Raw genomic sequence first — 13,169 nt, forward strand, 5'->3', positions numbered from 1 at the left:
GAGTTCGCCAATTTCGCCAAACGCTTCCCCGCCGAGTGGACCCTCCCGAACTACCAGGGCATTACGCCGGAAGCGGTCGCGTACTTCCGGCCGCTCATCGAAGGCGAGCCGAAACTCGTCATGAAGGGCGGCATCCCCGCCACCATCGTGCCGTTCAACAAGCGCTGACGAAGCCGGCCCTCGGCTGCGGCCTCCGGGTTGCGGCGGATGCCCACCACCTGGCCGGTGAAGGCGGGGTCGGCGCTGCGCATGTGGGCGCTCATTCCCAGGTCGTAGGCCTCGGTCACGTCCACGAGGCTCTGCGCGAAGTTGCTGGAGCGCGCCGCGCGCGACAAATCCTGCACCACGCCGCGCGGCACGATGCCCGTGTCGACAATCATTTGCTTGACCGTTTGCGCCGCCCCGCCCAGCACGGCGTGGGCGAACCCGTCGTGCGCAGTATCGCCGGCGGACAGGTAGGTGCCGTCGGCGTAGCGCGCACCCTCGGACACTACGATGTAGCACGAGCCGGTCGCCTCGAACTTCGCGCGCACTTCGGCGAGAAACGCGTCGCGGTCGAAGGCGACCTCGGGCAGCACCAACAAATCGACGTCGCCGGTGATGCAGCAGCTCGCCGCCAGCCAGCCCGCGTCGCGCCCCATCACTTCCAGCACGAACACCTCGGGGCGCGTGTACGCGTCGTAGTCGAGGCGCGTCGCGTGCGTGATCTGGCAGGCCACCTTCGCCGCGCTGGGGAAGCCGGGGCAGTGGTCCACCGGTACCAGGTCGTTGTCCACGGTTTTCGGAATGCCGATGAAGCGCTTGCTCGGCGCGTTCTCGGCCGCCCATTCGGCCAGCGCGTCCACGGTGTCCATGGAGTCGTTGCCGCCGATGTAGAACATGGTTTCGATGTCGTGCGCGTCCATCACGTCGGCGAGGCGGCGGAAATCGGCCTCGTCGTCGCGCTTCAGCTTGTAGCGGCACGTGCCCAGCGCCGACGAGGGCGTCTGCCTCAGCAGCTCCAGGTCGTGCTCGGAAAGGTCGGTGAGGTCGTACAGCTGGTCGGCCAGCACGCCCTCGATGCCGTGGATGCCGCCCAGCACGCGGTCGTAGAGCGGGTTCAGCTGGTTCGCGCGGATGACGCCGGCCAGGCTGGCGTTGATAACGGCGGTGGGCCCGCCGGATTGTGCAACAAGGCAGGTGCTCATGGGTCGATGCTCCTGTTCTCTCTGATCGCTTTGACGCATGCGCACCAGTATGATGCTGCCCAGGACGTGCGGCAAACTTTTTCTTGCCTTCTCCATTGGAGGAGCGTAGGATACATACCGTTGGTATGTAACGTGATGGAGAGGAAGGCCGATGGCCCGCAACAAGCATCCCGAGGAGACGGTGAACCTCATCCTCGACGTGGCCTTGGCCCTGTTCTTCGAGAAAGGGTACGACAATACCAGCATTCAGGACATCATCGATGGGCTGGGCGGCTTGACGAAGGGGGCGGTGTACCACCACTTCAAGTCGAAGGAAGACATCCTGTCGGCTGCGCTCGACCGCGACAACCAAGCGCTGTTCGACGAGCTTCGCCGCATCCGCGACGACGGCCGCATGACCGGTGCCGAGAAGCTGCAGGCGCTGTTCGCGGCATCCATCACCGGGCCGCAGATGGACATGTGGGCCAAGGCGGCCCCCGACGTGGATCCGGTGAAGAACGCGCGTTTGCTGGGCCTGCAGTACCAGGCGGTGCTCCAGGAGACGGTACCCGATTTCGTGTTGCCCATCGTGGAGCAGGGGGTGCGCGACGGCAGCATCCAAACCGATCGTCCGCGCGAGTTCAGCGAGGTCATCGTGCTGTTGGCGAACCTTTGGGTCAGCCCCATGTTCCGTTCCGCCACCGCCGAGGAGCTGCGTGCGCGCGTCGATTACTACCTCGATATCGTGAAGGCGCTGGGCGGCCTGTCCCTGGAAGTAGGCGGGCTGGCGACCATCCTCGAGGGGTATCGCAGCCAATTTCACGAAAGGCTTGATGCTATGAGCTCGTAAATACGTACGAATGTTTCACGTGAAACATTCCGGCAGCACGAAAGCGGGCAAGGGAAGGTCGAGCGAGCGGATGTTCCCGGCTGTCGTTGTGAGCGAGCGCGGCGAGTCGAAGGGCCCCGCTCGGGATGACGGCGCGTGCTTGCGGTTTCCTCTTGCGATGTCTTAGCGAACCCTGGTTGCCTGGCAACCTTCTTTTTTACCCAATATACATACCGACTGAATGTATGTAAAAGAAAGGAACAATCATGAACACCCTGCTCAACCGATCGTTCGTTTCGGTGATCTTCGCGCAGATTGCTTCGTTGTTCGGCGATGCCGTGCTGCGCTTCGCCCTGCCGCTGTACGTGCTGAACCAAACGGGCTCGGCGGCGCTCATGGGCGCGGTGTCGGCTTGCGCGTGGATCCCCTACATCGTGCTGACGCCCATCGGAGGGGTTGCGGCCGACCGCGTGAACAAGCGGCGCATCATGGCGGCGCTCGATATCCTTCTGGCTGCGACGTGTGCGGCGTTTCTCGCACTCGACGGCGTCATCGACCTCGTCGGCCTGTGCATCTGCGCGCTCATCGTCCTGTACGCCGCGCAGAGCGTGTACCAGCCCACCGTGCAGGCGGCGGTGCCGTTCATCGTCCCGCGCGACGGCATCGTGCGCGCCACCGCCATCGTCAGCCAGATCAGCGCGCTTTCGGGCCTCGTGGGCCCGGTGCTGGGCGGCTTGCTGTTCGGCCTGTTCGGCATCGAGCCGGTGGTGTTCGTGTCGGGAGCGGCGTTCGCGGTTTCTGCCGTGCTCATCGTCACCGTGGTGCGCATCCCGCGCGACGCCATCGAGCGCAGCGGCGTGGGCGTGGTGCGCACGGTGGCGAACGACATCGTCGAGAGCTTCGCGTTTCTGCGCCACGAACGCACGGTCATCCTCAAGGTGATCTTCCTGGTGGCGGGCATCAACGTCACGCTGACGGCGTTCATCCTCATCGGCGCGCCGGTTGTGATCACGCAGATCCTGGGTCTGCCGAACCAGTACATGGGCTTCGCCGAGGGTGCGCTGGCGTTGGGCGGTTTGGCGGGCGGCGTCTCGGTGGGCGTGTTCGCCGGGCGTTTGCGTCTCAGCCGCGCGCCGCTGTTCCTGCTGGTGGCGGCCTTGGGGTTGCTGCCCATCGCCGTGGTGCTGGGCGTGCCGATGGACGCGATGCTGGCGTACGGCATCGTGGTAGCGGGCCTGTTCGCATCCATGGCGTGCGCCACGATGTTCAGCATCCAAGCCATCTCGTTCGTGCAGCTCGAGACGCCCGGCCACCTGGTGGGGAAGGTGATCGCGCTTACCATGTCGCTGGCGAACTGCGCGCAGCCGGTGGGGCAGCTCATCTACGGCGGGCTGTTCGACGCGCTGCGCGGCAACCTCGTGCCGGTGGCGCTGGGCACGGCGGCCATCGCATTCGTCATCGGTTTGGTTACGTTCCGCGTGCTGAGGAAGGGCTTGGCCGAGCTGCAAGCAGCCGTGCCGGGGGCCGCAGATGCGCGGTGAAAACCCTGATTTTTGGCAGTTTTCGACGGGATTCTGCCGTCTCTTTCTGAACTCGTTGCTTTATGCCGAGACAGAGCTTTTGCCTGGATGTATCGGGTCTGGTTAGGGGGCCGGACGCGGAAAGGCCGAAGGGCGCGGGCTTTCTCGATGACAGAATCGCGTCGATTCCTGCCGGAATTTCCCGTTTCCTATGCGCTGCCTGGTTTCGCGGGGTGTTGAGCGGTTCGTGTGCCGCGGGTTCCTCGATTGGCCGGAATTCGGGATCCGCAAGAGGCGCGTGCTTGCGGCATGCGAGGGCGCGGACCCTCGCGGCTCTAGTCCACCCCGCGCAGCTGAGCGCCCGGCACGACGGCCTGCAGCTCGGGCAGCAGTGCCCGCAGGTCGTCGGGGTCCCATGCGTGGAAGCGACCTTCGCCGCCCAGCACGCTGTCCGCGTCGATGAAGCTTTGCAGGTGCCACGCTTGTACGCCTTCGATCCACGCAGCCAGCGCGCGCAGGTCGTCGGCGGTGTGCAGCTCGCGCACCACGGTGGTGCGCACCTCGTAGGGGACCGCGCCCGAACGCAGGAAGTCGAGAGACTCCTGCACCGGCGCGAGGTCGAACGCGGGGACGCCGACGGTTTCGGCGTAACGCTCTGGCGCGTTCTTCACGTCCGTGGCCACATAATCCACAAGGCCTTCCTCAACAAGCGCGCGCAAGCGGCCGGGGAAGCTGCCGTTCGTGTCCAGCTTCACGGCGAACCCCAGCTCGTGCACGCGAGTGCAGAACTCATCGATACCGGACTGCAGCAACGGTTCACCGCCTGTGATGCACACGCCGTCGAGCAGCCCCTGGCGTTTGCCGAGGAACGCGAAGAGCTCGTCGATCGATAGGGCGCTGCTGTCCGCGGCCGCGCCATCGCGCCCCGCCTCGCCCGTCACCAAGTCGGCGTTGTGGCAGAACGGGCAACGGAAGTTGCAGCCCGGCGTGAATACCGTGGCCGCGGTCTTGCCCGGGAAATCGAGCAGCGTGAGCTTCTGCAAGCCGGCGATGCGCATGGCTCAGGCTCCTTCGCCGCCGAGGGCGGCGACTGGTTCCGCGCCCGCGACCGGGTCCGTCTGCCTGCCGGCATCCGTGCCGGCGCATCCGCCGTCGTCCGCGGCATCCGTGCGCCCGTCCCCGCTCGCATCGCCACGTGGTCCCGGATGCGCTTTGCCGCTTATCTCTTCGATGTCGATGGCCCACACGGACGTGTGCGGCCCTTCCTTCTCCATCGCTTTCCCGATGCTGCGCTTTGCCTCCGGCACGTACTTCATGCAGAGATCCACCAGCGCATGTTTGAACTCGGTCGCTTCGACGACCTCGCGGACGCGGCCGAATGTTATGGCCGACCGGAAGCTGGTCGAGAAATCGCCGTCTTCGAAGAACGCTCTGACGCCCGTCACCGCTGTCGCGCACACGCGATCGTCGCGACGAAAATCGACCGTCTTGTGCCCGCCCTCGTTTGTGGCGTGGAAGTACAGCGTATCGCCTCGCCGCACGAAGGAGAGCGGCACGCCGTAGGGCATGCCGTCATCGTCCACGGTGGACACGATGGCGAACTCGGCGGCGTCGAGTACGGCCAGCGCCTCGTCGCGCGGCATCGCGCGCTCGGCTCGGCGCAGGGGGAAGCGGGTCATGGCGGATGCTCCTTCTAGTTGGTTGCGCAGGGGTCTATCATAATCCCGCTGCGCCCTGCGATCAAACGCGTTGCCGCTCGCCGAAAGCTTCGGCGTCGGGCATCTGCAAAACGGCCCGCGCGGTGCTTTGTTCTAAACCCGCAGGTCGCTTTTCGAAGAGCTCCATCGAGCGCTCGCGCAAAACCCCAGATGGCAAAATCTACCATATATAGTTGTGTATTGTGGAGGCATATTCAACATATGGATTACAATCATTGACTGGCCCGGTGGACGCTGCTAGGGTGTTTGAAACCGCATGCGAGGCGCGGAACGGTTGGCAGTCGCCGCGCAAACGAAGCGAATCCACAGCAAAAGGAGCAAGCATGTACGAGGTCCAGAAGCGCGACGGAAAGATCGCGGAATTCGATATAGCCAAAATCTCAAGCGCCATCTCCAAGGCGTTCGACGCGCTGGAGAAGCAGTACCATCCCTCCACGATCGACCTTCTGGCCCTCAACGTGACCGCCCATTTCGAGCCGCGCATCAAAAACGGCATCATCAGCGTCGAGGACGTGCAAGACAGCGTGGAGGAGGTGCTGTCCACGGCCGGGTACGCCGACGTGGCGAAGTCCTACATTCTGTACCGCAAGCAGCGCGAGAAGGTGCGCAACGCCAACGCCACGCTGCTGGACTATAAGGATCTCGTGGACCAGTACGTCAAGGTGGAAGACTGGCGCGTGAAGGAGAACTCCACGGTCACGTACTCCGTCGGCGGCCTGATCCTGTCGAACTCGGGCGCCATCACGGCGAACTACTGGCTTAGCGAGATCTACGACGACGAGGTGGCGAAGGCTCACCGCAACGCCGACATCCACCTGCACGACCTGTCCATGCTGACGGGTTACTGCGCGGGCTGGTCGCTCAAGCAGCTCATCCAGGAGGGTCTCGGCGGCGTGCCGGGCAAGATCACGTCGAAGCCGGCCAGCCATCTGTCCAGCCTGTGCAACCAGATGGTGAACTTCCTGGGCATCATGCAGAACGAATGGGCGGGCGCCCAGGCGTTCTCCAGCTTCGACACGTATCTCGCGCCGTTCGTGAAGGCCGACAACCTGACCTACGAAGAGACGAAGCAGTGCGTCGAGTCGTTCGTGTTCGGCGTGAACACGCCTTCGCGCTGGGGCACGCAGGCGCCGTTCAGCAACATCACGCTGGACTGGGTGTGCCCGGCCGACCTGCGCGATCAGCCGGCCATCGTGGGCGGCAAGGAGATGGACTTCACCTACGGCGACTGCAAGGTCGAAATGGATATGGTGAACAAGGCCTTCATCGAGATCATGATCGAAGGCGATGCGAACGGTCGCGGCTTCCAGTACCCAATCCCCACCTACTCCATCACGCGCGACTTCGACTGGAGCGAAACCGAGAACAACCGGCTGCTGTTCGAAATGACCTCGAAGTACGGCACTCCGTACTTCTCCAACTACATCAACTCCGACATGGAACCGTCCGACGTGCGCTCCATGTGCTGCCGCCTGCGCCTCGACCTGCGCGAGCTGCGCAAGAAGTCGGGCGGTTTCTTCGGCAGCGGCGAGTCCACGGGCTCCATCGGCGTGGTCACCATCAACATGCCGCGCCTGGCCTATCTGTCCGCCGACGAAGCCGACTTCTACCGTCGACTCGACCATCTCATGGACGTTTCCGCGCGCTCGCTGCACACGAAGCGCGAAGTGGTCACGCGCCTGCTGGATGCGGGCTTGTACCCGTACACCAAGCGCTACCTGGGCACGTTCGAGAACCACTTCTCCACGATCGGCCTGGTGGGCATGAACGAGGCGTGCCTGAACGCGCAGTGGCTGCGCGCTGACATGACGCAGGAGCCGGCGCAGGCGTTCACGAAGGACGTGCTCAACCACATGCGCGCCCGTTTGGCCGACTACCAGGAGCAGTACGGCGACCTGTACAACCTCGAGGCCACGCCGGCCGAGAGCACCACGTACCGCTTCGCCAAGCACGACAAGGAGCAGTTCCCCGACATCATCACGGCCAACGAGCAGGGCAAGCCGTACTACACGAACTCGTCGCATCTGCCGGTGGGCTTCACCGACGACATCTTCAGCGCGTTGGACGTGCAGGATGAGCTGCAGACGCTGTACACGTCCGGCACCGTGTTCCATGCCTTCTTGGGCGAGAAGCTGCCCGACTGGAAGGCGGCCGCCACGCTGGTGCGCAAGATCGCCGAGAACTACAAGCTGCCGTATTACACCATGTCACCCACGTATTCGGTGTGCAAGAACCACGGCTACATCGCCGGCGAGGTGTACGAGTGCCCGTGCTGCCACGAGGAGACCGAGGTGTACTCGCGCATCACCGGCTACTACCGCCCGGTGAAGAACTGGAACGACGGCAAGTCGCAGGAGTTCGCCGACCGTGTGGAGTACGACTTGGGGCATTCGCATTTGACGCGAGACGGCGCCGTAGCCGTGACGGCCGCGGCCGAGACCGTCGGGCAGGCGGGCTCGCACGTGACGGTTCCGGGCATCGAGAAAGCCTCTGCGCCCGACCACAGCACGCTTCCCGCAGGCCTCTACCTCATTGCCACGCGGACGTGCCCGAACTGCAAATTCGCCGCAGCTGAAATGGATGCCGCCGGCATCGTCTACGAGGAGCTGCTGGCCGAAGAGAACGTGGAGCTGGCGCAGCGCTACCGCATCATGCAGGCGCCCACGCTGCTGTCCGTGGCCGCCGACGGCTCCGTGGACGTGATCCCGGGCGCCGCCGCCGTGTTCCAGCACGTCAATGCGATGAAAGCGCAGGTGACCGCCTAACCGCCGGCTTCGGTCGGTTTGAAACCAGGGCGTACCCGTCACCACATTCGCGAACGCGGCATCAGCATACCAGCAGCAAGCGCCCAGCAACTTCCGGGCCGGATCGAAGGATCCGGCCCTTTTGCATGCGGGGAGGTGCAGTATGGGGATGGCAAAGCTTGCGGGTGCTTTGCTGCGCACCGTGTCGACGCGGTTTGTTTCGCGAGTCTTTCCTGCGGGTGGGGCGACCGCTTCCTCAATGCTAGCATGCGACTGGTAATGCGAGCGTTTGGGTCGCAGCAAAATAATATAAGTCAATTCATCATGGACAAAAAGCTATAGTATTCTGTAGTTTTTTGACCTAAAAGAGAGGGATCGAGCATCAGGCAATTCCCATCATGCCTGGTGAGAAGCGCACCGCTTTGCCTTATCTTCATAGAGGATAAAGAAAATCGGCACTTTTTGTCCATGACTATATTGGTTATAAAAAGATACTGCGGCGCGCGGGTTCCAACGCGGCGTTCACCCTTCGTTGAGCTCGGTGATGTTGTAAAGCTTGGGCATTTGAGGCATCTTGCCGAGGTAATCGTCGATCTCCTGCTGGGAGGCGTCGCTTGAAGGAGGCTCGATGCTCTGAAATGCGGCACGGGCATCGGAATAGGCCTCGTATCGTTCGTCGAAATCGGGCACCGGAGCGATGCGGTACGTTTTCGTTTGCATGGAGCCGTCGGCGAACGTGGCGGTGAGCTTCAATCGGGAGGTCGAGATTTCCCGAGCCGCGCCTTTTTCGATGGCGGTATTCAGCTGCCTGCTCGCTTCGAGCGAGTTTTTGCCGGCAAGGGCCAATTCGTACGCTTCCTTCCCCTCTTCGGGAAGGGGGAAGCCGATGTAGATTTCTACGATACGCTGGTCGTCGATCGACTCCTGATGGTCGTAGTCGAACGTAACGGACTTGGTGTAATTGAACACGTGCTTGCCGTTGTCGTGCTGCTCGGCGGTGACGGTGTTATCGATGATCTCGAAGTAGCTGCGCTCGCCTTCGATTTCGTAGGTGACGGATTCGATGTTGTTCCCGACGCACCGCACAGGGAAATGATACTTGTATCCAGCCCATTCGTAGCTCCAGAACGTGTCGTCGGCTGGGTTGTACCAGGGACCGCTGTAGCCGCCGCCTCCCGTGAAGTCTTGGGACTCCAGCTCTACGGTTTTCCCCGGTCCGAACCCGCCGGGGCCGTTGATCGCGAAAGCCGTTGCGCCGATTCCCGCGACCAGCACGAGGCAGGCGGCGACGGCGAACCCGAGCGCCGAGCGTCGCCTGACCGACGCGCCTGTTCGGACGGGGGTCCGCACGGTTTTAGCGCTGCGGCCCCGGCGCCTGCCCGCTTCGCTCAGGGTCGCTTGTTTCAGCTGGTCCGGGACGTGCGTTCCTCGCATCATGGTGCGGTACTCATCCACGGTTGGGCGTGGGCCGGGGTTGCGGGGATCGGTCACGGTTCGGCTCCTTTCGGCATAGGGGGTCGCGGCAGCTTGCAAGGCTCGACTCGCGTTGGCCGCGGTCGTCTTCCAGCATGTTCCGCAACTGCTCGCGGGCGCGGTGGAGGCGGGTTCGCACGGTGCTGGGTCGGCATCCCGTGATGCGCGCGATCTCTTCGGTGGCGTAGCCCTCGACGTAGAACAGGTGCACCGGGATGCGCAGGTCGGGCGGCAACGCGCCCACGACCTCCCAGATGTCGGCGTCGAACGCGTCGGGGGCGGGGATGTCGGCATGCTCCCGCGTGAAGCCTTCCGTGCGGCGGTTCCAGGTCAAACGCGCCAAGTCGCGGCAGCGGTTCACCGTGACGCGCAGCAGCCAGGCTTTCAGGTGCTCGTCGCTTTCGAACGCGGTGTCGTGTTCCAGCAGGCGCATGAACACGTCCTGGAACACGTCGTCGGCGTCGCTGGGCGAGCCGGTCTGCGCCAGCGCGACGCGATACACGACATCGCCCCACGCGTCCATGGCTTCGAGCAAGAACGCGTCGGATCGAAGCGGTTTCGGGCTGTCGCGGGCTGCGGCGGGCTGGTTTTTTCGCTGGAACGGCAAGCGCATGCATTCACCTCTCTGGTAACAATACGGGCTAGAGTGTGAGATTGTTCTGAGGAAGGCGAAAAAGTTCGTTTGAGCGAATGCGCTTCGCGGGCGGCGTGCGCGCAGCCTCGAAGCCGCGAAGGCTGCGCCGATGGCCCAGAACGGGAAGGAAAGAGAGCGCCGCGCAAAGCGCGGAACGGAAAGGGGATCCGGAAATGCAGCAAGGCCGCGTGCAGGACGCGGCCTTGCGGGTGCGAGCGTCGCTCGCAGATGCTATGGAAGCGGTTACTCCACGCCCACGATGACGTCGGTGGACTTCACGATGGCGAGCGCGGCAGCACCCTCGGCGAGACCCAGATCCTCGATGGCCTCGTTCGTGATGGAGCCCATGATGCGTGCGCCCTCGGGGGTCTCGATGGCCACATGACCGTTCACGGCGCCCTTCTTCACGGACGCGATCGTTCCGGCGATCTGGTTGCGGGCCGAGATGCCCTGGATGCGCTCGGAGCCGGCGGCGAACATCACGTTGCTGGCCTTGATGATGGCCATGGCGTCGGTGCCCTCTTTGAGGCCTAGATCGTTGATGGCTTCCATGGTGATGTCGGCTTTGACCATGGTAGATCCCAGGTCGATGGAAACGACGCCGTTCACGGCGCCCTCGGCGATGGCGGAGACGGTGCCCTTGAGCTGGTTGCGAGCGGATATCTTCATAGCAGGTTCCTTTCGTTGGGGGCTTCCGGCTTCTCCGGAGCCCGTTCGGCATGGTCACAGTGTCGCGGGTTCGGACGCCGTGTGGAAGAAGTCCGTGGGAAATGACCCCGGTTCGTGTCGTTTCGTTCAAGCTCGTGCATTCTCGTGTACGAAACCATGCGAATCCGTGGAGGGGTCATGAAGCTTGTGCGTTACGCCACGCCCGATAGGGTTTATACTGAGACGAAGATTATATGTGCATGAGGATGATTTCGAGAATGGGTGACCGTGCGGTATCTCGTGGATGGCCGCAACGTGACAAAGCGCGATCCCGCGACGAGCGGGCGTGGGCAGCTCGGGCTTGTCCTCGCGCAGCTCATCGATGCTCTCGCCGTCGCCGCTCTCGTCGCCGAACGCCTGCGGCGCCGACGCGTACAGCGTGTTCGCCGCGGTGCCGCAGGCGGCCAGCGCTCCCAGCGCTCCGGCCGATGCGACGAACGTGCGGCGGGTCAGCGCAGTGCGATCTGTTGACATGCAACCCCCTCCATTCTCGTTTCATGCGAGGCCGCTCATGCGGTGGCGCGGCCTCTCCGTCTGCGGTGAACTATAGGTGCTCGCCGCTCGCGATGTTGTCACCAGAATGTTGTGATATTTCTATTTTCCCAGTTCAAATGCATCACCGTGTCACCATGTCCGCCGGCCGTCCCCGGTGCGTCTGCTAGAATGACCCTACGGCAAACGGAGGGGGACACTCGCACATGCGCGCTCCATCAGCATTGAAACCGGACGTGCCAAGCTTCGGGTACGCGACGTTTCTGTCCATCAACGCAACGTCCATCTGGGGCGGCATCTACCCCTACTTGCCTGCGTTCTGCCAGACGTCGCTCACCACCATCGTATTCTACACGGTGCAGATCGCCGTGTTCTGGTTGGCGTTCTGCGCGGCCATGGCCTTCACGTGGGCGCGTCCCGGCCTCTCCCGCGGGGCGCATGTGCTGGCGTTCTCGGCGCCGCTTGCGTTCGGGCCGCTCATGCTGGTGGGGGCCATGTACCTGGAATCGCTTGCGCTGGCGTTGGTGGTGGGCGCGGCGGCGCTCATCGGCGTGGGGTCGGCGGGCTACCTCATGAGCTGGCAGCGCGTGTTCGCCTCGCTCGACAGCGCGCGCGGCAACCTCGCGCTCATCAAGGGCACCGGGTTCTCGGCGCTGCTGTACTTCTTCCTGTGCTTCATCCCCACGGCTCTCACCGCTTACCTTATACCCCTGGTGCTGGTGCCGCTGGCGGGGCTGTGCCTGTGGATCGCCGCGCACGCGACGGACGCGCAGCAGCCCATGTTCGACGACGTGCCGCGCGAGCACGCGGTGGTGTACAAGAACGCGCTGTGCGAAAGCTTCCTGCCGGCGCTGTCGGTGGGCGCGCTCGGGTTCTGCTCGGGCGCCATCCGCTTCATCGCGGTCACGCACCAGGAGCTGCTCAGCACCATCAACATCTTCTCGATGTCCGCGCTGCTGGCTGTGGTGGCCGTGTTTTACGGGGCATGGAGGCGGCGCACCATCCACGTGGACCTCATGAGCGTGTTCCGCGTGCTGTTTCCCATCGCGGCGACGTGCCTCATCGTGCTGCCGTTCGCGGGAGGCGAGTTCACCACGGTGGGAAGCGGCGTGACGTACGCGTGCTTCATGCTGGCGTGCGTGCTCATGATGATGCATTGCGGCCAGATCTCGCGCGATAGCGGCATCAACCCGGTGTTCATCTTCGCGTTCTACGGCACCATCACCTACTTCATGCAGATGTGCGGCTACCTGGTGGGCTACGCCTCGGGCAGTGCGGCGGCGCTTGGCGTGGAGCAGCTGTCGTTCATGGCGTTGGTGGCCCTGTACGTGATGCTGCTGATCGCGCTGGTGGGGCGCAAGGTGGGCAAGCTGCACACGAACCGCCTGGAGTTCCTCATGCTCACGCCGAAGGCGCCGCAGAAGGAGACGTCGGCCGAGATCGCCGTGACGCAGGCGGTGCGCTCCCGCGACGTGGCAGCGCCGGCCGGCGCTGCCACGGGGCCGCAGCTTGCCGATCGCGTGTCGAAGCGCTGCAAGCGCCTGAGCGAGCTGTACGGTCTGTCCAGCCGCGAGGCCGAGGTCATGGAGTTGCTCGTGCGCGGCTACTCGGGCCCGGCCATCGCCGAGATGCTGTTCATTTCCGAGAACACCATGCGGACCCACTCGAAGCGCATCTACGCCAAGCTCGACATCCACAAGAAGCAGGAGCTGCTGGTCCTGATCGACCAGATGTAGGGGAAGCGCGATGTCCGAGCTGGGAGGAGGCGGCCGCGTCCCGAATCGTGGTGTATCAGGGCCATCGCCGGAGAATCGCCGGCACCCTTGCGAGGTGAATCTTAGCCTTCGTCCTCCTTCGGGTCAATGGCGCTCCCTATGATCTTGCG

The 13,169-nt window shown here is 63.8% G+C and carries 11 protein-coding genes; 4 read left to right on the forward strand and 7 right to left on the reverse strand.

Annotated elements, in window-relative coordinates; genetic code table 11:
- Positions 1 to 50: 50 nt before the first annotated feature.
- Positions 51 to 1,187 carry a diphosphate--fructose-6-phosphate 1-phosphotransferase gene (locus ACMO6A_RS12230; RefSeq protein WP_418471337.1) on the reverse strand — a complete coding sequence of 379 codons (1,137 nt, stop codon included), beginning with the start codon at positions 1,185 to 1,187 and terminating at the stop codon, positions 51 to 53.
- A gap of 151 nt (positions 1,188 to 1,338) precedes the next feature.
- On the opposite strand from ACMO6A_RS12230, the gene ACMO6A_RS12235 reads away from it, so the two are divergent.
- Together ACMO6A_RS12235 and ACMO6A_RS12240 are read left to right on the forward strand one after the other, a co-directional pair.
- A complete protein-coding gene (locus tag ACMO6A_RS12235) occupies positions 1,339 to 2,016 on the forward strand; it encodes a TetR/AcrR family transcriptional regulator (RefSeq protein WP_009306848.1) in 678 nt (225 codons plus the stop codon).
- A gap of 245 nt (positions 2,017 to 2,261) precedes the next feature.
- Positions 2,262 to 3,536: an MFS transporter gene (locus ACMO6A_RS12240; protein ID WP_009306847.1), complete on the forward strand. Its 1,275-nt coding sequence runs from the start codon at positions 2,262 to 2,264 to the stop codon at positions 3,534 to 3,536.
- Between the two features lie 314 nt (positions 3,537 to 3,850).
- Here the strand turns inward: ACMO6A_RS12240 and ACMO6A_RS12245 are convergent, their stop codons facing one another.
- The gene (locus ACMO6A_RS12245; RefSeq protein ID WP_009306846.1) at positions 3,851 to 4,573 is read right to left on the reverse strand and encodes an anaerobic ribonucleoside-triphosphate reductase activating protein; all 723 of its coding nucleotides are present in this window, start codon (positions 4,571 to 4,573) and stop codon (positions 3,851 to 3,853) included.
- Positions 4,574 to 4,576: 3 nt separating this feature from the next.
- The gene (locus tag ACMO6A_RS12250) at positions 4,577 to 5,194 is read right to left on the reverse strand and encodes a pyridoxamine 5'-phosphate oxidase family protein (RefSeq protein ID WP_009306845.1); all 618 of its coding nucleotides are present in this window, start codon (positions 5,192 to 5,194) and stop codon (positions 4,577 to 4,579) included.
- A 362-nt stretch (positions 5,195 to 5,556) separates the two neighbouring features.
- Between ACMO6A_RS12250 and ACMO6A_RS12255 the strand changes: the two genes are divergently transcribed.
- Positions 5,557 to 7,998 (forward strand): ribonucleoside triphosphate reductase, encoded by a 2,442-nt coding sequence (locus ACMO6A_RS12255; protein WP_009306844.1) that lies wholly within the window; start codon positions 5,557 to 5,559, stop codon positions 7,996 to 7,998.
- A gap of 501 nt (positions 7,999 to 8,499) precedes the next feature.
- On the opposite strand, the gene ACMO6A_RS12260 is transcribed toward ACMO6A_RS12255, so the two are convergent.
- The 4 genes from ACMO6A_RS12260 to ACMO6A_RS12275 form a co-directional block, all read right to left on the reverse strand.
- Positions 8,500 to 9,468 carry a hypothetical protein gene (locus ACMO6A_RS12260; RefSeq protein ID WP_227110050.1) on the reverse strand — a complete coding sequence of 323 codons (969 nt, stop codon included), beginning with the start codon at positions 9,466 to 9,468 and terminating at the stop codon, positions 8,500 to 8,502.
- On the reverse strand, positions 9,425 to 10,063 hold the full coding sequence (locus ACMO6A_RS12265; RefSeq protein ID WP_009306842.1) for an RNA polymerase sigma factor: 639 nt from the start codon (positions 10,061 to 10,063) through the stop codon (positions 9,425 to 9,427). The genes ACMO6A_RS12260 and ACMO6A_RS12265 overlap by 44 nt, the downstream gene beginning before the upstream one ends.
- A gap of 264 nt (positions 10,064 to 10,327) precedes the next feature.
- Positions 10,328 to 10,753, reverse strand: coding sequence for a TOBE domain-containing protein (locus ACMO6A_RS12270; RefSeq protein ID WP_009306841.1), 426 nt, complete (start codon positions 10,751 to 10,753; stop codon positions 10,328 to 10,330).
- A gap of 126 nt (positions 10,754 to 10,879) precedes the next feature.
- Positions 10,880 to 11,266, reverse strand: a complete 387-nt coding sequence (locus tag ACMO6A_RS12275) for a hypothetical protein (protein WP_009306840.1) — start codon at positions 11,264 to 11,266, stop codon at positions 10,880 to 10,882.
- 254 nt (positions 11,267 to 11,520) lie between these two features.
- Between ACMO6A_RS12275 and ACMO6A_RS12280 the strand changes: the two genes are divergently transcribed.
- Positions 11,521 to 13,020 (forward strand): helix-turn-helix transcriptional regulator, encoded by a 1,500-nt coding sequence (locus tag ACMO6A_RS12280; RefSeq protein ID WP_231566113.1) that lies wholly within the window; start codon positions 11,521 to 11,523, stop codon positions 13,018 to 13,020.
- Positions 13,021 to 13,169 lie beyond the last annotated feature (149 nt).

The organism is Eggerthella sp. (assembly GCF_048329335.1).
Taxonomy (GTDB): domain Bacteria; phylum Actinomycetota; class Coriobacteriia; order Coriobacteriales; family Eggerthellaceae; genus Eggerthella; species Eggerthella lenta.

What these genes read in the sequence shown, in the direction of transcription:
- ACMO6A_RS12230 (WP_418471337.1), bottom strand. Translation starts at nt 1,187, where the DNA reads ATGAGCACCTGCCTTGTTGCACAATCCGGCGGGCCCACCGCCGTTATC.
- ACMO6A_RS12235 (WP_009306848.1), top strand. Translation starts at nt 1,339, where the DNA reads ATGGCCCGCAACAAGCATCCCGAGGAGACGGTGAACCTCATCCTCGAC.
- ACMO6A_RS12240 (WP_009306847.1), top strand. Translation starts at nt 2,262, where the DNA reads ATGAACACCCTGCTCAACCGATCGTTCGTTTCGGTGATCTTCGCGCAG.
- ACMO6A_RS12245 (WP_009306846.1), bottom strand. Translation starts at nt 4,573, where the DNA reads ATGCGCATCGCCGGCTTGCAGAAGCTCACGCTGCTCGATTTCCCGGGC.
- ACMO6A_RS12250 (WP_009306845.1), bottom strand. Translation starts at nt 5,194, where the DNA reads ATGACCCGCTTCCCCCTGCGCCGAGCCGAGCGCGCGATGCCGCGCGAC.
- ACMO6A_RS12255 (WP_009306844.1), top strand. Translation starts at nt 5,557, where the DNA reads ATGTACGAGGTCCAGAAGCGCGACGGAAAGATCGCGGAATTCGATATA.
- ACMO6A_RS12265 (WP_009306842.1), bottom strand. Translation starts at nt 10,063, where the DNA reads ATGCGCTTGCCGTTCCAGCGAAAAAACCAGCCCGCCGCAGCCCGCGAC.
- ACMO6A_RS12270 (WP_009306841.1), bottom strand. Translation starts at nt 10,753, where the DNA reads ATGAAGATATCCGCTCGCAACCAGCTCAAGGGCACCGTCTCCGCCATC.
- ACMO6A_RS12275 (WP_009306840.1), bottom strand. Translation starts at nt 11,266, where the DNA reads ATGTCAACAGATCGCACTGCGCTGACCCGCCGCACGTTCGTCGCATCG.